The sequence below is a fragment of the Shinella yambaruensis genome (assembly GCF_022899355.1).
GTDB lineage: Bacteria > Pseudomonadota > Alphaproteobacteria > Rhizobiales > Rhizobiaceae > Shinella > Shinella yambaruensis.
The window spans coordinates 549,415-570,675 of the sequence record NZ_JALJCK010000003.1; the positions used below are offsets into that span (position 1 = coordinate 549,415).

A 21,261-nucleotide genomic window follows, 5' to 3' on the forward strand; every position below is an offset into this window, starting at 1 on the left:
ACGCGGGGTTCTTGACGCCAGACGAAACCGGAAGCGCATGGTGCGGTTCCGGCCCGAAGCAGTTCAAGCAAAAGCGTGACGCGATCTTGCCTCCGGAACTGCGGTCGGGACAGTCGCCTGGCGCCCCGAAAGGTATCAGACTTGACCACGTTCCACGACCTCGGCCTCTCGAAGACCATCGTCGCCACGCTCTCCGCCCTCGGCTTTGAAAAGGCAACGCCGATCCAGGAAAAGGCCATCCCGCTCGTCCTCGAAGGCAGCGACCTGATCGGCCTTGCCCAGACCGGCACCGGCAAGACGGCCGCCTTCGGCCTGCCGATGATCGAAAAGCTTCTCGCCGAGGCCCGTCGCCCCGACCCGCGCAACATCCGCGCCCTCATCCTCGCCCCGACCCGCGAACTGGTGAACCAGATCGCCGACAACCTGCGCGACTTCGTGAAGAAGACGCCGCTGCGCGTCGTCACCGTCGTCGGCGGCGCCTCCATCAACAAGCAGTCGGAAATGCTCTCGCGCGGCACCGACATTCTCGTCGCCACCCCCGGCCGCCTGCTCGACCTTGTCGCCCGCAAGGCCGTGACGCTGACGCAGGCCCGCTACCTCGTGCTCGACGAGGCCGACCAGATGCTCGACCTCGGCTTCATCCACGACCTGCGCAAGATCTCCAAGCTCGTGCCGAAGAACCGCCAGACGCTGCTCTTCTCGGCCACCATGCCCAAGCTGATCGCCGAGCTTGCCGGCGAATACCTCGTCAACCCGAAGAAGGTCGAGGTCACCCCGCCCGGCAAGGCTGCCGACAAGGTGGAGCAGTACGTGCACTTCGTGCCCGGCAAGGACCAGAAGACGCAGATCCTCAAGCAGACACTCACCGCCAATCCGGATGGCCTGTCGCTCGTCTTCTCGCGCACCAAGCATGGTGCGGAAAAGCTGATGAAGCATCTCGACCATATCGGCTTCAAGGCCGCCTCCATCCACGGCAACAAGAGCCAGGGCCAGCGCGAGCGCGCCCTCAAGGCCTTCCGTGACGGCGAGATCCGCGTGCTGGTCGCCACCGACGTCGCCGCCCGCGGCATCGACATCCCGGGCGTCACCCACGTCTACAACTACGACCTGCCGGAAGTGCCGGACGCCTATGTCCACCGCATCGGCCGCACGGCCCGCAACGGCCGCGACGGCATCGCCATCGCCTTCTGCGCGCCGGACGAAGCGCATCTCCTGCGCGACATCGAGAAGCTGATGGGCATCAAGATCACGGTCGCCAGCGGCGAGGCCCCGGCCATCGTGACGGCCGGCCCCGGCGGCAAGTCGCGCAAGGGCCGCAACAATGGCGGCGGCCAGCGTTCCGGCAACGGCCGCGCCGCCCAGCGCCCGCAGCGCAAGCCCTTCGGCGATGGCACGCAGGCCGCTTCCGAGGGCGGCGCCCCGGCTGCCGGCAAGCGCGCCCATGGCGGCCGCCCACAGCAGAAGCAGGGCGAGCGCCAGAACCGCAACCACGGTGGCGGCAACGGCCAGGGCCGCCCGAACCACCACGGCAAGCCGCGCCGGCCGGAAGGCCAGCGCCGCGAGCAGGCGTAAGCAGGTTGATCAGAAGATGAGCAAACGGCGGGCTTCGGCCCGCCGTTTTCGTTTGGGCCAACCACCGGCGTCGCGGTGTCGCGTGGATCCTCGGGTCAAGCCCGAGGATGACGAAAGAAGAGAGGTTTGCAGGCTCAAGGCAACGAGGCCGCATACCGCACGGTTTGACGAGCGGGCAGCCTCACCCCCCTCCGTCGTCCTCGACCTCCGAGCCGAGGATCCACGCGACCGCCACCTACTCCGCCGGCGCGACATCCTTGCGGTTGGTGAGATAGACCCCGATAACGACGATCACCGTGCCGAGGATCATCGGCACCGTCAATTCCTCGCCGAAGACGGCGGCGGCCTGGAGGGCGGCGATCGGCGGCACGAGGTAGATGAGGGAGGCCGCGCGGGAAACCTGGCCGCGACGGATGAGGTAGAGCAGCAGCAGGACCGCCCCCATGGAGATGCCGAGCACCGACCAGGCGAGCAGCGCGACGAAGGCCAAGCCGACATCGACATGCAGGCTTTCCAGGCAAAGCGCGAAAGGCACGGTGACGATGAGCGCCCCGACATATTGCAGCGTCGCGATGGCCCGGATGTCGCCGGCCTGGAGGTGCTGCTTCTGGTAGATCGTGCCGTAGGTGACGGCGGCCATGCCGAGCATGTTGACGACGATGGCGAAGGCCGGGATTGCCGCGGCCCCCTGGCCGAAGAATTTCGGCAGCACCGCCAGCAGCACGCCGAGGAAGCCGAGACAGAGGCCGGCCTTCTGCGTCGGGCTCAGCCGCTCGCCGATGAAGAAGGGGGCGGCCAGCGCCGTCATCAGCGGCTGGAGCGCCGCGATGATGGAGGAGAGCGCCGCCGGCACGCCCTCGCCGATCGCCCACCAAACCGCCCCGAGGTAGAGGCCGTGCAGGAAGGCGCCGGAGACGAAGGCATGCGCGATCGTGCGCCGGTCGCGCGGCCAGGCGACGCCGGACGCAAGGCACAGGCCGGCGAACAGAATGGCGGCGGCGGCATAGCGGATGCTCAGAAACGTCAGCGGCTCGGAGACGATGGCGCCGAACTTCGCGACGACCCAGCCGGTCGACCAGAGCAGGACGAAGATGGCCGGAGCCAGGCGATCGAGGGACATGGGACTTCCGGCGAAAGGACAATCGGTGCGCGAGCGATAGGCGCCGCCTCCGCGATGGTCAAAGGAATTTCCTTGATGATTAGGTTCAACGAAAGATCGGGCGGAACGGCTTTTCGGCATCTGCCCATGTTTTCGGCAGGACCGGCCCCGGCAGCGTCCCGCGGATCGGCACGGCGCGGGCAGCGGCATGTTTCCCTTGCAGAAAAAACCGTCTTGCCGGCCGGTTTAGCCGCCTTCAAAGCGGTGTGAGAATTCTTTCCTGCTAATTGAGCATGGTTCTTGCATTGCCCGGGATGTTGTACTCAAATGGCGAGAAATGGGGAACACGCCTTTGGCATTTGATGAAATGATGAATGCGGACCAAGGTCCGCGGCAGCCATACGAAAACTACCATGACTGGTACGAAGGACAGGATCGGGCTCGCCTGATCGCCAAATCCAGGGACGCCGAGAACCTCTTTCGAAAGACCGGCATCACCTTCGCGGTCTACGGACACGAGGACAGTTCCGAGAAACTCATCCCCTTCGACATCATCCCCCGCATCATTTCCGGCCGAGAATGGCGCAGGCTCGCCCAGGGCATCGAACAGCGGGTCATCGCCCTCAACGCCTTCCTCGACGACATCTACCACAAGCAGGAGATCATCAAGGCCGGCCGCGTGCCGCGCGAACTGATCGAGCGCAACGAAGCCTTCCTGCCGCAGATGATCGGCTTCAAGCCGCCGGGCGGCGTCTATACCCACATCGTCGGCACCGATATCGTGCGCACCGGCGAAGACCAGTTCTACGTGCTTGAGGACAATGCCCGCACCCCATCCGGTGTCAGCTACATGCTGGAGAACCGGGAAACCATGATGCAGATGTTCCCGGAGCTGTTCCACATCAACAAGGTGCGGCCGGTCGAGGACTATCCGAAGCTCCTGCGCCAGAGCCTCGCCTCGCTCGCCCCGCCCGGCTGTTCGGGCAAGCCGCGTGTCGCGGTGCTGACCCCCGGCATCTTCAACTCGGCCTATTATGAACACGCCTTCCTCGCCGACATGATGGGCGTGGAACTGGTCGAGGGCTCGGACCTGCGCGTCGTCGACGGCAAGGTGAAGATGCGCACCACCCGCGGCTACGAGGCGATCGACGTGCTCTACCGCCGCGTCGACGACGATTTCCTCGATCCCCTCACCTTCCGGCCGGATTCCGCCCTTGGCATTCCCGGCATCATGGATGTCTACAAGGCCGGCAACATCACCATCGCCAACGCCCCCGGCACCGGCATTTCCGACGACAAGGCGATCTATTCCTACATGCCCGAGATCGTCGAGTTCTATACGGGCCGCAAGGCGATGCTTGAGAACGTGCCGACCTGGCGCTGCTCGGAAGAGGACAGCCTGAAATACGTGCTCGAGCACCTGAGCGAACTGGTGGTGAAGGAGGTGCATGGCTCGGGCGGCTACGGCATGCTCGTCGGCCCCACCGCCTCGAAGAAGGAGTGCGCGGCCTTCGCCGAAAAGCTGAAGGCCCGGCCGGCGAACTATATCGCCCAGCCGACGCTGTCGCTCTCCACAGTCCCGATCCTTGTCAACAAGGGCATCGCGCCGCGGCACGTCGACCTCCGGCCCTATGTGCTCGTTTCCGACAAGGTGCAGATCATTCCCGGCGGGCTCACCCGCGTGGCGCTGAAGGAAGGCTCGCTGGTGGTCAACTCCAGCCAGGGCGGCGGCACGAAGGACACCTGGGTACTGGAGGACTGAGCCGATGCTGGGACGAACTGCAAACGGCCTCTACTGGATGTTCCGCTATATCGAGCGGGGCGAGAACATCGCCCGCCTCATCGATGCGGGCCTGCGCATGGCGCTGACGCGCACCGGCTCCTCCGACGAGGACTGGGACGGCGTCCTGCAAAGCGCCGGCGTGCGCGAGGATTTCGACACCGTGCACGGCAAGCTGACGAGCGCCGACGCGATCGACTACCTCCTGCGCGACCGCTCGAACCCGTCGAGCGTGATGTCCTGCATCGAATCGGCGCGCAACAACGCCCGCATGGTGCGCACGGCGCTGACCCGGGAGACCTGGGAAGCCACCAACGAGTGCTGGATCGAGTTCAAGGACATGCTCGCCAAGCGCGTCCGTCCGGCGGAAATGCCGGAGGTGATCGACGCGATCAAGCGGCGCACCGGCCTCATCCGCGGCGCCTTCCACGGCACCATGCTGCGCGACGACATCTATAATTTCTCGCGCATCGGCACCTTCATCGAGCGGGCGGACAACACCGCGCGTATCCTCGACGTCAAATATTACGTTCTCCTGCCGGCGATCGCGAAGGTCGGCTCCTCGCTCGACAACATGCAATGGGAATCGATCCTGCGCTCGGTCTCCGCGCACCGCTCCTACAGCTGGGTCTATGACGGCGACTATTCCTCGACCAACATTTCCGACTTCCTGATCCTCAACGACCGCATGCCGCGCTCGCTCGCCTACAGCTACGACAAGATCGTCAGCAATCTCGGCTATCTCGCAAAGCTCTACGGCGACAACCACGCGGCGCACGAAACGGCCTCCGCCACGCTGATGCTGCTGAGAAGCCGCACCATCGACGACATCATGGAACAGGGGCTCCATGAGTTCATCGAAGAGTTCATCGTGCACAACAACCGCCTCGGAGAGGAAATCTCCGAAGGCTACCGCTTCTATCGATAGGGCTGGCGAGCGATGCGACTGAAGATCAGCCACACGACCGAATATCACTATGAAGATCCGGTGCAGTATTCCCTGCAGCGGCTTCGCCTGACGCCGAAGACGCAGCCGGGCCAGATCGTTCGCGCATGGGCGACCACCGTGCACGGCGCGCGGCTGGAGGCCGGCTATACCGATCACTTCGGCAATCATGTCGATCTCGTCAGCACCAATGCCGAGCAGGTGGCGATCCGCATCGTCGCGGAAGGCGAGGTGGAGACGGAAGACCGCGCCGGCGTCTTCGGACCGCACCAGGGCTTCGTGCCGCTCTGGCTCTATCTGCGCGAAACGCCGCTGACCAGGCCCGGCAAGCTGGTCCGCGACCTTGCCAAATCTGCCAGCGGCGAGAATGAGCTCGCGCACATGCATGCGCTGATGGCCGCCATCCACGAGACCGTCGCCTACAAGCCGGGCGAAACCGCCTCCGACACTACGGCCGAGCAGGCCCTGGAGAAGAAGCAGGGCGTCTGCCAGGACCACGCCCATGTCTTCCTTTCCGCCGCGCGCCATCTCGGCCTGCCGGCCCGCTATGTCTCGGGCTACCTGCTGATGGAAACGCCCGAGCAGACGGCAAGCCATGCCTGGGCGGAGGTGCACCTGCAGGGCCTCGGCTGGGTCGGCTTCGATGCAGCCAACAAGATCTGCCCGGATGCACGCTATGTGCGCCTGTCGACCGGCCTCGACTACAAGGACGCCGCTCCCGTTTCCGGCATGGTGCTCGGGCACTCGGCCGAAACGATGAGCGTCGCCATCACGGTGGCGCCCGCCGGACAGAGCCAGTCGCAGAGCCAGAGCTGACCGGCCGGACTTGAATCAGGATGCGCAAAACGCGCCGTAAATCCCTGAATCGAATCACAGGCCCTTAAATCGAAATCGCTTTAAGGGCCTGTGCCGATGCTTTAACGCGCTGCCGTTTCGAGCAGGCGGCAGAGTTTCACCAGCGCCGCATCGTAACCATCGCTGGTGACGCCGCGGCAGCGCTTGATGAGCTGCATACGCTCGCCGCCGGAAAGCCGCGAGAATTCGCGCACGACGGTGCGGTCATCCGGATCGGTGCGCCACCGGTCGTCGTCGCCGGGCGTGCGCGGGTCGCGGCGATCCGGCCGGGTGAACGCGTCGTCGTCGCCGAGGCTGACATCGACATCCGCATCGACGAGGCCGCGCCCGCCCACCGTCGCACCGACCCCGGCCGCAAGACCGTCATGCCCGCCGACCGTTGCCCGGATATCCGCATCGGCAAGGCTGTCCGAGCCGCCGACATTGGCCTTGGCACGCGCATTCACGCCGTCCCGCCCGCCAACGCCCGCTTTCACATCTGCATCGGCAAGCCCCCGGCTGCCGCCGACATTCGCCTTGGCATCGGCCTTGAGGCCATCCCGGCCGCCGGCCCGCGCCCGGACATCCGCGTCGACGAGCCCTCTGCTGCCTCCGACCCGGGCATCCGCACCGGCCTTTATGCCGCCGACGCTGACACCGACGCCGAGCCCGAGGCCATCCCGCTTGCCGCGATCGGCCGCCTGCGCCGGCAGGGCAAGAACCGCCGCGACCAGCACACCGGCCGAGAGGCGGAGAAGCGATTTGCGATTTGACGTTCCAGACATGGGAACCTCCCTTTCGTGACCGGCCCGGGAGTGGACCGGCCTTGCGAAACGAAGGTCGAACGACCGCGCGCAGTTCCGCACGGATGCAACCGACGCGGTGCAAAGGGAAAGGAAACCTTGCGACAGGCGGGAAAACGCGCACAAGCGTGCCGAAATGAGACAAAGGGCGCGATCCGAGGACCGCGCCCGAAAACTCAATGGCTGTCCTTGCCGACCGCGCTGCCGCGGCAGCCCTTGAGGAAATCGAGGTCGGCGCCGGTATCGGCACCCTGGACGTGCTGCTGGTGCAGCCAGGCGTAGCCGGAGGTGGGCAGGTCGTGGTTCGGCGTCCATGCAGCAAGCCGGCGCGCCAGTTCCTCCTCGGAAATGTCGAGATGCAGGCGCCGGTTCGGCACGTCGAGCTCGATCATGTCGCCGTTCCTGACGACCGCAAGCGGCCCGCCGACGGCCGCTTCCGGGGAGGTGTGCAGGACGACGGTGCCATAGGCCGTGCCCGACATGCGCGCGTCGGAGATGCGCACCATGTCAGTGATGCCCTTTTTCAGCACCTTCGGCGGCAGGCCCATATTGCCCACCTCGGCCATGCCCGGATAGCCCTTCGGCCCACAGTTCTTCATGACCATGACGCAGGTCTCGTCAATGTCGAGAGCGTCATCGTTGATCTTGGCCTTGTAGTCGTCGATGTCCTCGAACACGACCGCCCTGCCCCGGTGCGTCAGAAGATGCGGCGAGGCGGCCGAGGGTTTCAGCACCGCCCCCTTCGGCGCGAGATTGCCGCGCAGCACGACGATACCGCCCGATTGCGTCAGCGCCTTCTCCGCCGGCAGGATCACGTCCTCGTTCCAGTTGACGACGTCCTTGACCTCGTCCCACATCGCCTCGCCCGATACCGTCAGCGCGTCCTTGTGCAGAAGGCCGGCCTCGCCGAGGCGCTTCAGCACCACCGGCAGGCCGCCGGCATAGAAGAACTCCTCCATCAGGTACTTGCCAGAGGGCATCAGGTTGACGACGGTCGGCACGTCGCGGCCGCAGCGGTCCCAGTCGTCCAGCGTCAGGTCGACGCCGACCCGGCCGGCGATGGCGAGCAGATGGATCACCGCATTGGTCGAGCCGCCGATGGCCGCATTGGTGCGGATGGCGTTCTCGAAGGCGTCCTTCGTCAGGACGTCCGACGGCTTCAGGTCGTCCTTGACCATCTGGACGATGCGCCGGCCGGTAAGCTGCGCCATCACCCTGCGACGCGAATCGACCGCCGGGATCGCGGCATTGCCGGACAGCGCCATGCCCAGCGCCTCGGCCATGGAGGCCATGGTGGAGGCCGTGCCCATCGTGTTGCAGGTGCCCGACGAACGGCTCATCGACGCCTCGGCCTCGAGGAACTCGGCCTGCGTCATCTCGCCGGCCTTCACCATCTCGGAGAATTTCCACAGATGCGTGCCCGAGCCGACGCGCTCGCCGCGGAAATAACCGTTCAGCATGGGACCGCCGGTGACGACGATCGACGGCAGGTCCACCGAGGCCGCGCCCATCAGGAGGGACGGCGTGGTCTTGTCGCAGCCGACCATCAGCACGCAGCCGTCCATCGGCTGGCCGCGGATCGCCTCCTCCACCGCGAGCGCGGCGAGGTTGCGGTACATCATCGCCGTGGGACGGAAGGTGTTTTCCGAGGCCGAGAACACCGGCACTTCGAGCGGGAAGCCGCCCGCCTCCCAGACGCCGGCCTTCACCTTCTCGGCGAGCTCGCGCAGGTGGCCGTTGCACGGCGTCATGTCCGACCAGGTGTTGAGGATGCCGATGACGGGGCGACCGTCGAACAGGTCGTGCGGGTAGCCCTGGTTCTTCATCCAGCCGCGATGGTAGATCACGTCGCGGCTGGTGCCGCCGTACCATTCCTGCGATCTCAGCCTGCGCGGCCATTCGGCTTTCTTCTTCATCTTTCCAGTCCTTGAAGGGGCCGTCCGGCGCAGGGCACCGGCCGGCCTTTGTCTCACGCCAGGGTGTAGGCGGTCTTGACGGTTGTGTAGAATTCGCTGGCATAGCGGCCCTGCTCGCGCGGGCCATGGGACGAGCCCTTGCGCCCGCCGAAGGGCACATGGAAATCGACGCCCGCCGTCGGCAGGTTGACCATGACCATGCCGGCCTCCGCATTGCGCTTGAAATGCGTGGCATGCTTGAGGCTGGTCGTGGCGATGCCGGAGGAGAGGCCGAACGGCGTGTCGTTGGCGACGGCGAGCGCTTCCTCATAGTCCTTGACGCGGATGACCGCGGCGACCGGGCCGAAGATCTCCTCGCGCGAAATGCGCATGTCGTTCGTCGCCTCGGTGAAGAGCGCCGGCGCGAGGTAGAAGCCGGGCGTGTCCCGCTTCAGGCGCTCGCCGCCGAAGGCAAGCTTCGCGCCTTCCTTTTGGCCGATCTCGATATAGTCCGTGTCCTGCTTGAGCTGGCTCTCGTCGACGACCGGGCCGATATGCGTGCCGGCCTTCAGGGCATCATCGACGACGACGCTCTTCAGCCGCTCGCCGACGGCGGCGACGAATCTGTCATGGATGCCTTCCGTCACGATGACGCGCGAGGAGGCCGTGCAGCGCTGGCCGGTGGAGAAGAAGGCCGAGTTGACGGCGGCTTCCACGGCGACGGAAAGGTCCGCGTCGTCGAGCACGACGAAGGGGTTCTTTCCGCCCATCTCCAGCTGGTACTTGCGGTTATGCTCGACGGAGGCGAGCGCGACGCGTTTTCCGGTGCCGGTGGACCCCGTGAAGGTGATGGCGTTGACGTCGGGACTGTCGAGCATGGTCTGGCCGACGACGGAGCCCTTGCCCATGACGAGGTTGAGCACGCCCTTCGGCAGGCCGGCACGCACGAGGATATCGACAATGGCCCAGGAACAGCCGGGCACAAGTTCGGCGGGCTTGAAGACAACCGTGTTGCCATAGGCGAGCGCCGGCGCGATCTTCCAGGCCGGGATGGCGATCGGGAAGTTCCAGGGCGTGATGATGCCGACGACGCCGACCGGCTCGCGGGTGATCTCGACGCCGATATTCGGGCGCACCGAAGGCAGCGTCTCGCCGGCAAGGCGCAAGGTTTCGCCCGCGAAGAAATCGAAGATCTGGCCGGCGCGCACCGTCTCGCCGATGCCTTCGGCCAGCGTCTTGCCCTCCTCGCGCGAGAGCAGCCGGCCGAGCTCGTCCTTGCGGGCCAAAATCTCGTCGGCGGTCTTCCTGAGGATCGCATGGCGCTCCAGGATGCCGGAGCGCGACCAGGCCGGAAACGCGGCCTTGGCCGCTCCGATCGCCGCCCTGGTGTCCTCGGCGGAGGCGCGGGCATATTCGCCCACCACTTCGTCCGTGTTCGACGGGTTGATGTTCCGGATCGCGTCCGTGCCGACCCATTCGCCGGCAATCAGGTTCTGGTGGAGCGTCATGGGCAAGGCCTCCTGTCTGTCCCGTCCCGCACGAAGGCGGCACATCCCCTACAATTGGCGGATTTCGATCTCTTCTTCCCTGGCAATCGCCAAGGGATTGCGCAGCGGCAGGCCGAAACCGTCGGCTCCGATCTCGAACACATCCCCCGCCTCGGTGCGGATGCCGTCGCCGAAGGAGAGCGTCGCCGTGCCGAACATATGAACATGGATATCGCCCGGGGCACGGAACAGGCCGTATTTGAAATGGTGGTATTCGAGGTTGGCGAAGGTGTGGGACATGTTCGCCTCGCCGGAGACGAAGGGCTTTTCCCACAGAACCTTGCCGCCGCGGACAATGCGCGAGAAACCGCGGATATCGTCCGGCGCGGCGCCGACGCGGATCTCCGGTCCGAAGCTCGCCTGGCGAAGCTTCGAATGGGCGAGGTAGAGATAGTTGATGCGCTCCGTCACATGGTCGGAGAATTCGTTTGACACGGCAAAGCCGATGCGGAAGGGCGCGCCGTCGGCGGCGATGACATAGATACCGGCCATTTCCGGCTCCTCGCCGCCATCGAGCGCGAAGGAGGGCGAGGTGAGCGGGCTACCCGGCGCCACCGCCTGCGTGCCGTTGCCCTTGTAGAACCATTCCGGCTGCACGCCCTTTTCGCCGGGCTTCGGCTTGCCGTTTTCAAGGCCCATGCGGAACATCTTCATGGAATCGGTCAGGGTCTCCTCGGCCGCCTCCGCCGCCTTCTTGTGCATGGAATCGCGCGTGGCCGCGGAGCCGAGATGGGTGAGGCCCGTACCGGTCAGGTGGAGATGGGCGGCGTCCGGATGGGTGATCGGCGAGAGCAGCCGGCCCGCGGCATAGGCCGCCTCCAGATCGACGGCCTCGCCGAGGCCCTTCGCGTCGATGACGGCCTTCAGGGACTGCCCGCTGTTGGCGGCTTCCATGGCGAGCGCGTAGACGCTGTCCGCCCCCTTCACCGCGCGGCCCTCGCCACCCTCCTCGCGCACGACCACCGTGATCGAACCGTCGGCATTTGCGACCTGTGACATCAGCATTTTCGTTTCCTTCCTGAAGCCTGGACCCGGCCAAAGCTCCGCACCTGCGGGGACAGACGTCACCGCACTGGCCGCATCCGCAGCCGGTCAAACACGTTTGCAATCCTTGGGCGGACCGGTGTTCCCCGGTCAGCCCTTGTTCTTGTTGTAGACGTCGAAGAACACGGCGGCGAGCAGCACCAGGCCCTTGATGAGCTGCTGGTAGTCGATGCCGATGCCCATGATCGACATGCCGTTGTTCATGACGCCCATGATGAAGGCGCCGATGACTGCGCCGGTGATCTTGCCCACGCCGCCCGAGGCCGAGGCACCGCCGATGAAGCAGGCCGCGATGACGTCGAGCTCGAAGCCGACGCCGGCCTTCGGCGTCGCCGAGTTGAGGCGGGCCGCGATGATCATGCCGGCGAGCGCGGCGAGCGCCCCCATGTTGACGAAGGTGTAGAAGGTCAGCCGCTCGGTGTTGATACCCGAGAGCTTCGCCGCTTTCTCGTTGCCGCCCATGGCGTAGATGCGCCGGCCGATCGTCGTGCGGGTCGTGACGAACGTGTAGAGTGCGATGAGCAGGCCCATGACGACGAGAACGTTCGGCAGGCCGCGATAGGTCGAGAGCTGGAAGCCGAGAAAGATCGCCACCGCGCTGATGATCGCCATCTGAACGGCGAAGAAGGCGAAGGGCTCGTTCTCCGTCTCGTGCAGCGCGTTCATGCGGCGCTCGCGAAGCCCGGCATAGATGGCATAGCCGACCAGCAGGATGACGACGAGAAGGGCGAAATAGTTCTTGATGAGGCTGGTCGCGGGGTCCGTGAGCGACAGGAAATCCGGCACGAAGCCCGTGGAGAGGATCTGGAAGTCCTTCGGGAACGGGCCGACCGGACGGCCGCCGAGCACGACATAGGTCATGCCGCGGAAGACGAGCATGCCGGCAAGCGTGACGATGAAGGACGGGATCTTCTGGTAGGCGACCCAATAGCCCTGCGCCGCGCCCATCAGGGCCCCGACGAAAATGCAGAGCGGCACGACGATGATCGCCGGCATTCCCCATTTCACCAGCATGATCGCCGAGATCGCGCCGATGAAGGCGACGATGGATCCGACCGAGAGGTCGATATGCCCCGCCACGATGATCAGCAGCATGCCCAGCGCCATGATGACGATGAACGAGTTCTGCAGCACCAGATTGGTGATGTTGACCGGGCGGAAGAGCACGCCCTGGGTAATGACCTGGAAGAAGATCATGATCACGACGAGCGCGACGAGCAGGCCGTATTCGCGGATGTTCCTGCGCAGATAGTCTCCCACCGAAGGCTGGGTTGTCTTGGTCGCGGTATCGGTGGACATCAGTGTTTCTCCCCGGAGCGCATGATGGCGCGCATGATGGATTCCTGGCTCGCTTCCGCCTTGGAAAGCTCGGCCACGATGCGTCCTTCGTTCATGACATAGATGCGATCGCAGGTCCCGAGCAGTTCCGGCATCTCCGACGAGATCATCAGGATGCCCTTGCCCTCGGCGGCAAGCTGGTTGATGATTGTATAGATTTCGAACTTGGCGCCGACATCGATGCCGCGCGTGGGTTCATCGAGGATCAGAACCTCGGGATTGGTGAAGAGCCATTTCGACAGCACGACCTTCTGCTGATTGCCGCCCGAAAGATTGACCGCTTCCTGATAGATCGAGTGCGAGCGGATGCGCAGCTTCTGGCGATAGCCGGAGGCGACCTTGGCCTCCTGCCGGTTGTCGATGACCGTCGCCTTCGAAACGCCGCCGAGATTGGCGAGCGTCGTGTTGTGCATGATGTTGTCGATCAGCACGAGGCCGAGCTGCTTGCGGTCCTCGGTCACATAGGCAAGGCCGGCCTCGATCGCCTTCGGGATCGTGCTCACATCCACCGGCTTGCCGCGCATGAAGACGTCGCCGGTGATCTTGTGCCCCCAGCTCCTGCCGAAGAGGCTCATCGCCGTTTCGGTGCGTCCCGCGCCCATCAGGCCGGCAATGCCGACCACCTCGCCGGCACGCACGGCGAAGCTGACGTCGTGCAGGAACTGCCGGTCGCGGTGGTGCTGGTGGAAGACGTTCCAGTTCTTCACCTCGAGCAGCGTCTCGCCGATCTTCGGCTCGCGCGGGGGATAGCGGTCCTCCATCTCGCGGCCGACCATGCCCTTGATGATGCGGTCCTCGGAAATGTCCTCGTGATGACAGTCCAGCGTCTCGACGGTGCCGCCATCGCGCAGGATGGTGATCTGGTCGGCGACCTTTTTGATCTCGTTCAGCTTGTGCGAGATGATGATCGAGGTCATGCCCTGGCTGCGGAACTCCATGAGCAGCTTCAAAAGCGCGTCGGAGTCCTTCTCGTTCAGCGAGGCGGTCGGCTCGTCGAGGATGAGCAGGCGCACCTTCTTGGAGAGCGCCTTGGCGATCTCGACGAGCTGCTGCTTGCCGACGCCGATATCGGTGATCAGCGTGCCCGGCGGCTCCCTAAGGCCGACCTTGTCGAGCAGTTCCTGCGTGCGGCGGAAGGCGAGCTTCCAGTCGATCACGCCGTTCGTCGCCACCTCGTTGCCGAGGAAGATGTTCTCCGCGATCGACAGCAGCGGCACCAGCGCCAGCTCCTGGTGGATGATGATGATACCCAGATGCTCGCTGTCGGAGATCGTGGAGAAGCGGCGGACCTCGCCGTCGAAATGGATGTCGCCCTCGTAGGAGCCGGCCGGATAGACGCCGCTCAGCACCTTCATGAGGGTGGATTTGCCGGCGCCGTTCTCGCCGACAAGGGCGTGGATCTCGCCTTCGCGGACCTTCAGGTTGACGTTGTCGAGGGCCTTCACACCCGGAAACGTCTTCGTGATGCCGCGCATTTCGAGAAGGGTCTTGCTCATGTAACAGTTTCCAGCGGCCGGCCAACCCCATAGAGGGGAAAGCGAGCCTATTCGCTCTGCGATCCGGAGAAAAGAGGGTTCGCGCTGGTCGGCGCGAACCCGGAGTGGGAAGAAACGATCAGTTCTTGATCTGGTCGGCCGTGTAGTAGCCCGAGTCCGTGACGAGGATCTGTTCCGCGTTGGACTTGTCGACGGCGACGGGCTTCAAGAGGTAGGACGGAACGACCTTGACGCCGTTGTCATAGGTCTTGGTGTCGTTCACTTCCGGCTCCTTGCCGTCGAGGATCGCGTTGACCATGCCGACCGTGACCTTGGCGAGCTCGCGCGTGTCCTTGAAGACCGTCGAATACTGCTCGTCGGCGAGGATCGACTTGACGGAAGGCAGCTCGGCGTCCTGGCCGGTAACGACGGCCATCGGCTGGTCGCCCGAGCCGTAGCCGACGCCCTTCAGGGCCGACAGGATGCCGATGGACAGACCGTCATAGGGCGAGAGCACGCCATCGACGCGGCCGTCGGTGTAGGTCGAGGAGAGCAGGTTCTCCATGCGGGCCTGCGCGACCGCGCCGTCCCAGCGCAGCGTGCCGACGGTTTCCATGCCGGTCTGGCCCGACTTGATGACGATGTCGCCGCTGTCGATCAGCGGCTGGAGAACCGACATCGCGCCGTCATAGAAGAAGAAGGCATTGTTGTCGTCCGGCGAACCACCGAAAAGCTCGACGTTCCACGGCTTGGTATCCGGGAACTTCGCCTTCAGGCCGTCGACGAGGCTCGTGGCCTGGAGGACGCCGACCTGGAAATTGTCGAAGGTGGCGTAGTAGTCGACATTGCCCGAATCGCGGATCAGACGGTCGTAGGCGATGACCTTCACGCCGGCATCGGCCGACTTCTGGAGGATGTCGGACAGCGTCGTGCCGTCGATGGCGCCGATCACGAGCACCTTGGCGCCCTTGGTGACCATGTTCTCGATCTGGGCGAGCTGGTTCGGGATATCGTCGTCAGCGAACTGCAGGTCCGGCGTGTAGCCGGCTTCCTTGAAAAGCTTTTCCATCGTCTCGCCGTCGGAAATCCAGCGGGTCGAGGTCTTGGTGGGCATGGAAATGCCGACCATGCCCTTGTCCTGGGCGAAGGACGGCGCCACGAACGACGCGACGCTGATGGCAGCGGCGGCGAGAAGCGAAGTGATCATTTTCATTGAAAGGTCTCTCCCTGGTGCGCACTGGCCGAAATTGCAGCCAGGCATTGTTCTGTGCACGGGCGGGGTCGCATTCAGACGACGGCCTGGACTGGAGGGCAGAAAGCCCGCCGGTCCCCACTCCCAAGGACCCCAGCGCACATTGGCGCAACGTCCACCGAATTGCCATAACTGTCAAATGCAATGAGCTTCTAATTCGATATCAAAATTGGTATATAGTATCGGATATATACTATTTTTATCGATCGAGGTAACGATGCGTTTGGACGATGACGTCGACGAACAGCTCTTCCCCGGCGAGGGCGGTAGCGATCTCCAGAGCGTCGGCCTCCTGCGCAGCGGCCTGAAGCTCAGCCATCTGCGCATGATCGTCGCCATCGAGGAGCACAGGCAGGTCAGCGCGGCAGCCGATGCGCTGAACATCTCGCAGCCCGCTGCCTCCCGCATGCTGACGGAAATGGAGACCATCCTCAAGGCGCAGCTGTGCGAGCGCGTCTCGCGCGGCGTGGCGCTCACCGCCTTCGGCCGGGCTTTCGCGCGGCGCGCGCGCACCATTCTTCTGGAGCTGCGTGAAGTCGACCGCGAGCTGTCCGCCCTGAAATCCGGCACCGGCGGCTCGGTCTTCCTCGGCTCGGTGACCGCGCCGGCGATCAGCCTCGCCGTGCCGGCGATCCAGCAGGTCAGCGCCGCCTATCCCGGCATCGAGGTGAACGTGCGCGTGGAGACGAGCAACGTGCTCGCGCGCGAGCTGCTGGCGGCGCGGCAGGACTTCATCATCGCCCGCGTGCCCGACGATCTCAATCCGCGGCTCTTCAACGTCACCGAGATCGGCATCGAAAAGGCCTGCCTCATCGTGCGCAAGGGCCATCCGCTGCTCGAAAAGCCCGTCGCCAGCCTTGCCGACCTGCCGCACTACGACTGGGTCTTCCAGCCGGCCGGCACGCTTTTACGCCGGCGCATCGAGGAGCTGTTCCTCGCCGCCGGCGTGCCGCTGCCGTCCACCGTGGTCAACACCTCGTCCATCCTGCTGACGACCGCCATCGTCTGCGGCTCGAACGCGATCGCCCCCGTCGCCCGCGACATGGCCGTCTTCATCGCCGATGTCGGCGCGCAGGCGGGCGAAATCAGCATCCTCAACACCGATTTCGAGATCGACATCAAGCCGTACAGCCTTATCTCCGTCAAAGGCAGGGCGCTGCCGCCGAGCGCCAAACTGCTCTATGATCTGATCCTGCAACGCAGCCGGATGCTGGCGCCGGACTGAGGAGGCCTTTCATGTTCGGCATGACCGTGTTCGAATCCGTGCTGGAACGGCTGAAGGCCGAGGCGCGCCAGGCCGCCGGGGAAGAGGCGGAGGACGAAGCCCCCGACGATGACGTCCAGGCCGAGGTGCGCGGCCTGCCCTCCGGCTTCGCCGGCCTCGGCACGGGCGGCGCCTTCGTCTCCGGCTCCCAGGCCGCCGCCGCCTATCTCGATCTCTACGAGGAGCCCGCCCCGGTCGAGCCGGAGCAACCGGCGCCCGCCGAACCGCCTCCGCCCCCGCCGCATCTCCTGCGCATCGCGCCGGAGGAGGTGGCCAGCGACCTTGGCCTTGACGGCAGGGAAAGCGTGGACGAACTGCTCGCCCGTAGGCGTGGCTTTGCCCGGGAAAACCATCCCGACCGCGCGCCGGAGGAACTGCGTGCCAATGCGACCCTGCGCATGAAGATCGCCAACATGCTGATCGACGAGACGATCCGGCGGATCAATGTCGAAAGGAGCCTCGGCCTGTCGCGCTGAGCCCTGTCGCGAAAACCATCGCGACGCGCCTTAGCCCTTCGGCTCCTGCTCCGGCGGCTTTGCGGCCGGATCGGAGGGCTTGAAGAAGAGGATGAGCTGCGCGAAGGCATAGGCCGAGACGACGAGGAAGATCGTGCCCCAGGTCTGCTCGCCATTGTAGAATTCCACCGCCGTCCAGGCAGCGCAGACCCCGACCAAAAGCAGCCGCCGCCAGAGCGGACGGTAGAACGGATGATCGGGATCGATGAATTTCATGAACGTCTCCTCACGCTTCAGCGCCTACATAGGCGGTTTTCCCGCGCGAGGGAACGGCTTTCAAGCATCGACCCGGTCCAGGAACGCCGCAAGCTCGGCCGGCGCGATGTCGACCAGGTGACCCTTTTCGGGATAGGCGCCCGAGCGCACGTCGTCGGCATATTCGCGGAAGGCGGCGATGCGCTCCTGCTGCAGCCGGTCGTATTCGGCGGCGAAGTTGCGGTAGACCTTGGCATGGCGCGGATAGTGCCCGCGGTTCTGGCCGAGCACGTCCTCGGCGAAGAGATATTGCGCATCGCAGCCCGTGCCCGCGCCCATGGAGAGCATGACGAGCCCCGTCCTCGCGCTGATCGCCGCGGCGATCTCGCCGGGCACCACCTCGATTTCGGCCGCGAAGGCGCCTGCCTCCTCCAGAGCCCTCACCTGCCGGAAGATTTCCATCGCGCTCTCGGCCGTCTTGCCGACGGCGCGGAAACCGCCGGTCCAGGTGGCCTTGGAGGGGATGAGCCCGACATGGCCGCAGACCGGGATGCCCTCCTCGCGCAGGCGCCGGACGGTGGAAAGCCCGGCGGCGCAATAGACGGCATCGCCCCCCGCCTTCATCGCCCGGAAGGCGCCGCGCAGGTAATCGTCCGCGGTGACGAAATCGCCATATTCCAGTCCCGGAAAGGCAAAGACCGTGGGCGCGGCCTCGCGGAAGGCCGGCCCCAGCAGCGCCGGCGGCACGGAGACGAGGTCGATGCCCGCCTTCTCGGCGGCCTCCGCCTCCTCCAGCGTCACGACGCGCAGCATGGTGAGCTGCCGCTTGCCCTTCATCGCCTTGAGGTCGGCAACGGTTGGTCTTTTGGTCTTCATCCTGTCCTCCGGACCGCCCTTCAGGCGGCAAGCAATGTCTTCAGTTTGGTTTCCGGCGCGGCGAGCGCGGCCGGATCGGGATGCCGACGGGCGGCGATCAGCATTTCCGCAAGGCGGATGTCGCGGGCGACCGCATTGCCCTTGCCGATGCCGCTTGCCGCGATCAGCCGGCCCTCGGCATCGAGATGGAAGAGGAGGAAGGCGCCCTCGCCGAGGTCGCGCCGCACGGTCGTCGCCGCGCCGTCGGCCAGCCCCGCGATCTGCAGCGTCATGTCGTACTGGTCCGACCAGAACCACGGCACGGCACAATGCGCTTCCCCGCCGCCGAGCATGTTGGCCGCCGCAAGCTGGCCCTGCTCCTGCGCATTGCGCCAGGATTCGAGCCGGACGCGCCGGTCGCCGTAGAGCGGCAGCGGATAGGACGTGCAGTCGCCGGCCGCGAGGATATCCGGATCGGAGGTGCGCAGCAGGCCGTCGACGGCGATGCCGTTGTCCACGGCAAGCCCCGCCGCCTCCGCCAGTTCCGTGTTCGGCACGGCGCCGATGCCGACGACCAGCAGGCTGGCCGAGACGACGCGGCCGTCCTCCAGCGTGAGGCGAACCTCGCCCGGCCGCTCCTCGATGCCGGCAACCTTCGCGCCGCACAGCACCTCGACGCCTTCGGCCGCATGGCGGCTGGCGACGATCGCGGCGATCTCCGCCGGCACGCCGCGGCTGAGGACGCGCGGCAGGCCCTCGACGAGCGTCACGCTCGCACCGAGCTTGCGGGCGCTCGCCGCCAGCTCCAGGCCGATGAAGCCGCCGCCGAGAATGGCGACGTGGCTTCCCTCCACGAGATGGGCGCGAATGCGCGTTGCATCGTCATGGCTGCGAAGGGCGGCGATGCGCCCGCCGCAGGCCATGCCCGGCAGCGTGCGCGGACGCGCCCCGGTCGCCAGCAGCAATTTGTCATAGGGAAGCGCAGTGCCGTCGCCGAGCCGTACCCGCCGGCCGGCCCGGTCGATCTCAAGGACCGTGCGGCCGGAAAGCACCGCGATACCGGCGGCGGCATAACGCTCCGCGTCCGCGACGAGCTTCGGGCCGGCGCCGGCGACCAGCGCCTCCTTGGAAAGCGGCGGACGCTCATAGGGCAGATGCGTTTCGCTGCCGATCAGGGTGATCGTGCCGTCGAAACCCTTTTCCCTGAGCGCGAAGGCTGCGCGCGCGCCGCATTCGCCGGCGCCGACGATGACGAAATCCGCCATGGCGTGATCCTCCCGGGCGGTTCCGGCAGCCGGAACCGCGAAAACAAGAAAGCTAGAGCCCGATGAAGACCGTGCCGCCCTCGACCTTGACCGGATAGGTCCTGAGGTCGACGCAGACCGGTGCGCCCTTGGCCTCGCCGGTCTTGTAGTCGAAGCGGCCGTTATGCTTGGGACATTCGATGATGTGATCCATCACCAGCCCGTCGGCGAGGTGGATCTTCTCGTGGGTGCAGAGCCCGTCCGTCGCATGATAGGTGTCTTCCGGGCTGCGATAGATCGCGAAGGTGCGGCCTGCATGGTCGAAGCGGATGACATCCTCCTCGTCGATCTCGTCCGCTGCGCAGACCTCGATCCAGGTGTCGCTCATGGTCTCTCCTCCGATGATGTGCTGGTTTATTCGGCGGCCGCGACGGCCGGCTCGCTGTGGAATTCTTCCTTGTAGGGCCGCGCCGTCGCGGGCAGGTCGCGCTTGAGGAAGTAGTCCTCGTTGCGGAGCTGGCGCAGGAAGGCGGGGAGCATCTCCCGGTAGCCGTGCCACATGGACGGGTTCGGCGCCGGCAGGTCGTGCTTGATCATCGCATGCAGCCGCGGCAGCGCATGGTAGGGCACCATCGGGAACATGTGGTGCTCCACATGGTAGTTCATGTTCCAGTAGATGAAGCGGCTGACCGGGTTCATGTAGACGGTGCGGCTGTTCAGCCGGTGGTCGATGACATTGTCGGCAAGGCCGCCATGCTGGAGCAGTCCCGTCAAGACATGATGCCAGGCGCCATAAAGCCGCGGCAGGCCGATGAGCATGGCCGGCAGGATCGAGCCGAGCGCGAAACAGAGGGCGATGGTCGCACCGTAGATGGCGAGCCAGATGCGGGCGATGCGGATCGCCTTCGGCTGCTCGGAGGCGGGAATGAAGGTCTTTTCCGCCGCGCTCATCACGCCCGCCGCATTGCGCAGCATGTCGATGACGGCATGCCAGGCATCGAGCAGGCCGAAGAAATTGAGCACGAGGCGCGCGAGGTCCGGCGGACGCATCACGGCGATCTCCGGATCACGGCCGACGATGACCGTATCCGTGTGGTGGCGCGTGTGGCTCCAGCGCCAGGTCACCGGGTTGCGCATGATCATGAAGCAGGCGATCTGGTAGACGGCGTCGTTCATCCACATCGTCTTGAAGGCCGTGCCGTGGCCGCATTCGTGCCAGCGGCTGTCGGAGGCCGAGCCATAGAGCACGCCATAGACGAGGAAGAACGGCACCGCCCACCAGCTGCCCCACAGCCAGATGCCGGCAGCCCCGGTGACCAGCATGGTACCGAGCCAGATCGCGGTGTCGCGGATCGCCGGCGCGTCGCTGCGCTGCATCAGCGCCTTCATGTCCTTGCGGGCGATTTCGGTGTGATACCATTCGGCCGCGGCCAGGCCATTGGCCACGGCGGCCTCGGCATCGCGGCCAAGAAGGCTGTAATCCCGCTTCGTCGGCTTCATCCCTCGTCTCCTCCCTGCGGCGGCGCTTGCAGGCACCGCCTCGTCTGATGCACGAACGATACCGCCCCTGCTTGCATCTCTCAATCCCGCCATGATAGAATGC

At 65.5% G+C, this 21,261-nt stretch carries 19 protein-coding genes; 6 read left to right on the plus strand and 13 right to left on the minus strand.

The window, feature by feature from the left end:
• Nucleotides 1–141 precede the first annotated feature (141 nt).
• Complete coding sequence (locus tag MUU56_RS09830; protein ID WP_244767117.1) at nucleotides 142–1,572, plus strand: DEAD/DEAH box helicase; 1,431 nt, start codon at nucleotides 142–144, stop codon at nucleotides 1,570–1,572.
• A gap of 235 nt (nucleotides 1,573–1,807) precedes the next feature.
• Here the strand turns inward: MUU56_RS09830 and MUU56_RS09835 are convergent, their stop codons facing one another.
• Complete coding sequence (locus MUU56_RS09835; protein WP_244767118.1) at nucleotides 1,808–2,692, minus strand: DMT family transporter; 885 nt, start codon at nucleotides 2,690–2,692, stop codon at nucleotides 1,808–1,810.
• A 346-nt stretch (nucleotides 2,693–3,038) separates the two neighbouring features.
• On the opposite strand from MUU56_RS09835, the gene MUU56_RS09840 reads away from it, so the two are divergent.
• Genes MUU56_RS09840 through MUU56_RS09850 form a run of 3 tightly spaced genes read left to right on the plus strand, consistent with a single transcriptional unit; the run spans nucleotide 3,039 to nucleotide 6,213 of the window.
• Entirely contained in the window at nucleotides 3,039–4,433 is a 1,395-nt protein-coding gene (locus MUU56_RS09840; protein WP_244767168.1) for a circularly permuted type 2 ATP-grasp protein, read from the plus strand.
• 4 nt (nucleotides 4,434–4,437) lie between these two features.
• Nucleotides 4,438–5,379 carry an alpha-E domain-containing protein gene (locus MUU56_RS09845; protein WP_244767119.1) on the plus strand — a complete coding sequence of 314 codons (942 nt, stop codon included), beginning with the start codon at nucleotides 4,438–4,440 and terminating at the stop codon, nucleotides 5,377–5,379.
• Nucleotides 5,380–5,391: 12 nt separating this feature from the next.
• A complete protein-coding gene (locus MUU56_RS09850; RefSeq protein ID WP_244767120.1) occupies nucleotides 5,392–6,213 on the plus strand; it encodes a transglutaminase family protein in 822 nt (273 codons plus the stop codon).
• 101 nt (nucleotides 6,214–6,314) lie between these two features.
• Here MUU56_RS09850 and MUU56_RS09855 read toward each other — a convergent pair whose 3' ends face one another.
• From MUU56_RS09855 to chvE, 7 genes are all read right to left on the minus strand, one after another.
• Complete coding sequence (locus tag MUU56_RS09855; protein WP_244767121.1) at nucleotides 6,315–7,016, minus strand: hypothetical protein; 702 nt, start codon at nucleotides 7,014–7,016, stop codon at nucleotides 6,315–6,317.
• A 194-nt stretch (nucleotides 7,017–7,210) separates the two neighbouring features.
• Nucleotides 7,211–8,950, minus strand: a complete 1,740-nt coding sequence (gene araD, locus MUU56_RS09860) for an L-arabinonate dehydratase (protein WP_244767122.1) — start codon at nucleotides 8,948–8,950, stop codon at nucleotides 7,211–7,213.
• A gap of 53 nt (nucleotides 8,951–9,003) precedes the next feature.
• A complete protein-coding gene (locus MUU56_RS09865) occupies nucleotides 9,004–10,437 on the minus strand; it encodes an aldehyde dehydrogenase family protein (protein ID WP_244767123.1) in 1,434 nt (477 codons plus the stop codon).
• Nucleotides 10,438–10,485: 48 nt separating this feature from the next.
• Entirely contained in the window at nucleotides 10,486–11,481 is a 996-nt protein-coding gene (gene araD1 / locus MUU56_RS09870) for an AraD1 family protein (protein WP_244767124.1), read from the minus strand.
• A gap of 129 nt (nucleotides 11,482–11,610) precedes the next feature.
• Entirely contained in the window at nucleotides 11,611–12,819 is a 1,209-nt protein-coding gene (mmsB, locus tag MUU56_RS09875) for a multiple monosaccharide ABC transporter permease (RefSeq protein ID WP_244767125.1), read from the minus strand.
• A complete protein-coding gene (gene mmsA / locus MUU56_RS09880; protein WP_244767126.1) occupies nucleotides 12,819–14,354 on the minus strand; it encodes a multiple monosaccharide ABC transporter ATP-binding protein in 1,536 nt (511 codons plus the stop codon). The genes mmsB and mmsA overlap by 1 nt, the downstream gene beginning before the upstream one ends.
• Nucleotides 14,355–14,472: 118 nt before the next feature.
• A complete protein-coding gene (gene chvE / locus MUU56_RS09885; RefSeq protein ID WP_244767127.1) occupies nucleotides 14,473–15,546 on the minus strand; it encodes a multiple monosaccharide ABC transporter substrate-binding protein in 1,074 nt (357 codons plus the stop codon).
• 256 nt (nucleotides 15,547–15,802) lie between these two features.
• Between chvE and MUU56_RS09890 the strand changes: the two genes are divergently transcribed.
• Nucleotides 15,803–16,810, plus strand: coding sequence for a LysR family transcriptional regulator (locus MUU56_RS09890; protein WP_244767128.1), 1,008 nt, complete (start codon nucleotides 15,803–15,805; stop codon nucleotides 16,808–16,810).
• An 11-nt stretch (nucleotides 16,811–16,821) separates the two neighbouring features.
• Nucleotides 16,822–17,325: a hypothetical protein gene (locus MUU56_RS09895; protein WP_244767129.1), complete on the plus strand. Its 504-nt coding sequence runs from the start codon at nucleotides 16,822–16,824 to the stop codon at nucleotides 17,323–17,325.
• Nucleotides 17,326–17,355: 30 nt separating this feature from the next.
• On the opposite strand, the gene MUU56_RS09900 is transcribed toward MUU56_RS09895, so the two are convergent.
• From MUU56_RS09900 to MUU56_RS09920, 5 genes are read right to left on the minus strand one after another with little or no spacing between them, the layout of a single operon-like run.
• Nucleotides 17,356–17,580 (minus strand): hypothetical protein, encoded by a 225-nt coding sequence (locus MUU56_RS09900; RefSeq protein WP_244767130.1) that lies wholly within the window; start codon nucleotides 17,578–17,580, stop codon nucleotides 17,356–17,358.
• 60 nt (nucleotides 17,581–17,640) lie between these two features.
• A complete protein-coding gene (locus MUU56_RS09905; RefSeq protein WP_244767131.1) occupies nucleotides 17,641–18,435 on the minus strand; it encodes a 3-methyl-2-oxobutanoate hydroxymethyltransferase in 795 nt (264 codons plus the stop codon).
• A 20-nt stretch (nucleotides 18,436–18,455) separates the two neighbouring features.
• Complete coding sequence (locus MUU56_RS09910) at nucleotides 18,456–19,679, minus strand: NAD(P)/FAD-dependent oxidoreductase (protein ID WP_244767132.1); 1,224 nt, start codon at nucleotides 19,677–19,679, stop codon at nucleotides 18,456–18,458.
• Nucleotides 19,680–19,731: 52 nt separating this feature from the next.
• The gene (locus MUU56_RS09915) at nucleotides 19,732–20,046 is read right to left on the minus strand and encodes a MocE family 2Fe-2S type ferredoxin (protein ID WP_133032655.1); all 315 of its coding nucleotides are present in this window, start codon (nucleotides 20,044–20,046) and stop codon (nucleotides 19,732–19,734) included.
• Between the two features lie 26 nt (nucleotides 20,047–20,072).
• Nucleotides 20,073–21,158, minus strand: coding sequence for a fatty acid desaturase family protein (locus MUU56_RS09920; protein ID WP_244767133.1), 1,086 nt, complete (start codon nucleotides 21,156–21,158; stop codon nucleotides 20,073–20,075).
• Nucleotides 21,159–21,261 lie beyond the last annotated feature (103 nt).

Coding starts and splice junctions, on each gene's coding strand:
- MUU56_RS09835 (WP_244767118.1), bottom strand. CDS start 2,692: ATGTCCCTCGATCGCCTGGCTCCGGCCATCTTCGTCCTGCTCTGGTCG.
- MUU56_RS09840 (WP_244767168.1), top strand. CDS start 3,039: ATGATGAATGCGGACCAAGGTCCGCGGCAGCCATACGAAAACTACCAT.
- MUU56_RS09845 (WP_244767119.1), top strand. CDS start 4,438: ATGCTGGGACGAACTGCAAACGGCCTCTACTGGATGTTCCGCTATATC.
- MUU56_RS09850 (WP_244767120.1), top strand. CDS start 5,392: ATGCGACTGAAGATCAGCCACACGACCGAATATCACTATGAAGATCCG.
- MUU56_RS09855 (WP_244767121.1), bottom strand. CDS start 7,016: ATGTCTGGAACGTCAAATCGCAAATCGCTTCTCCGCCTCTCGGCCGGT.
- araD (WP_244767122.1), bottom strand. CDS start 8,950: ATGAAGAAGAAAGCCGAATGGCCGCGCAGGCTGAGATCGCAGGAATGG.
- MUU56_RS09865 (WP_244767123.1), bottom strand. CDS start 10,437: ATGACGCTCCACCAGAACCTGATTGCCGGCGAATGGGTCGGCACGGAC.
- araD1 (WP_244767124.1), bottom strand. CDS start 11,481: ATGCTGATGTCACAGGTCGCAAATGCCGACGGTTCGATCACGGTGGTC.
- mmsB (WP_244767125.1), bottom strand. CDS start 12,819: ATGTCCACCGATACCGCGACCAAGACAACCCAGCCTTCGGTGGGAGAC.
- mmsA (WP_244767126.1), bottom strand. CDS start 14,354: ATGAGCAAGACCCTTCTCGAAATGCGCGGCATCACGAAGACGTTTCCG.
- chvE (WP_244767127.1), bottom strand. CDS start 15,546: ATGAAAATGATCACTTCGCTTCTCGCCGCCGCTGCCATCAGCGTCGCG.
- MUU56_RS09890 (WP_244767128.1), top strand. CDS start 15,803: ATGCGTTTGGACGATGACGTCGACGAACAGCTCTTCCCCGGCGAGGGC.
- MUU56_RS09895 (WP_244767129.1), top strand. CDS start 16,822: ATGTTCGGCATGACCGTGTTCGAATCCGTGCTGGAACGGCTGAAGGCC.
- MUU56_RS09900 (WP_244767130.1), bottom strand. CDS start 17,580: ATGAAATTCATCGATCCCGATCATCCGTTCTACCGTCCGCTCTGGCGG.
- MUU56_RS09905 (WP_244767131.1), bottom strand. CDS start 18,435: ATGAAGACCAAAAGACCAACCGTTGCCGACCTCAAGGCGATGAAGGGC.
- MUU56_RS09910 (WP_244767132.1), bottom strand. CDS start 19,679: ATGGCGGATTTCGTCATCGTCGGCGCCGGCGAATGCGGCGCGCGCGCA.
- MUU56_RS09915 (WP_133032655.1), bottom strand. CDS start 20,046: ATGAGCGACACCTGGATCGAGGTCTGCGCAGCGGACGAGATCGACGAG.
- MUU56_RS09920 (WP_244767133.1), bottom strand. CDS start 21,158: ATGAAGCCGACGAAGCGGGATTACAGCCTTCTTGGCCGCGATGCCGAG.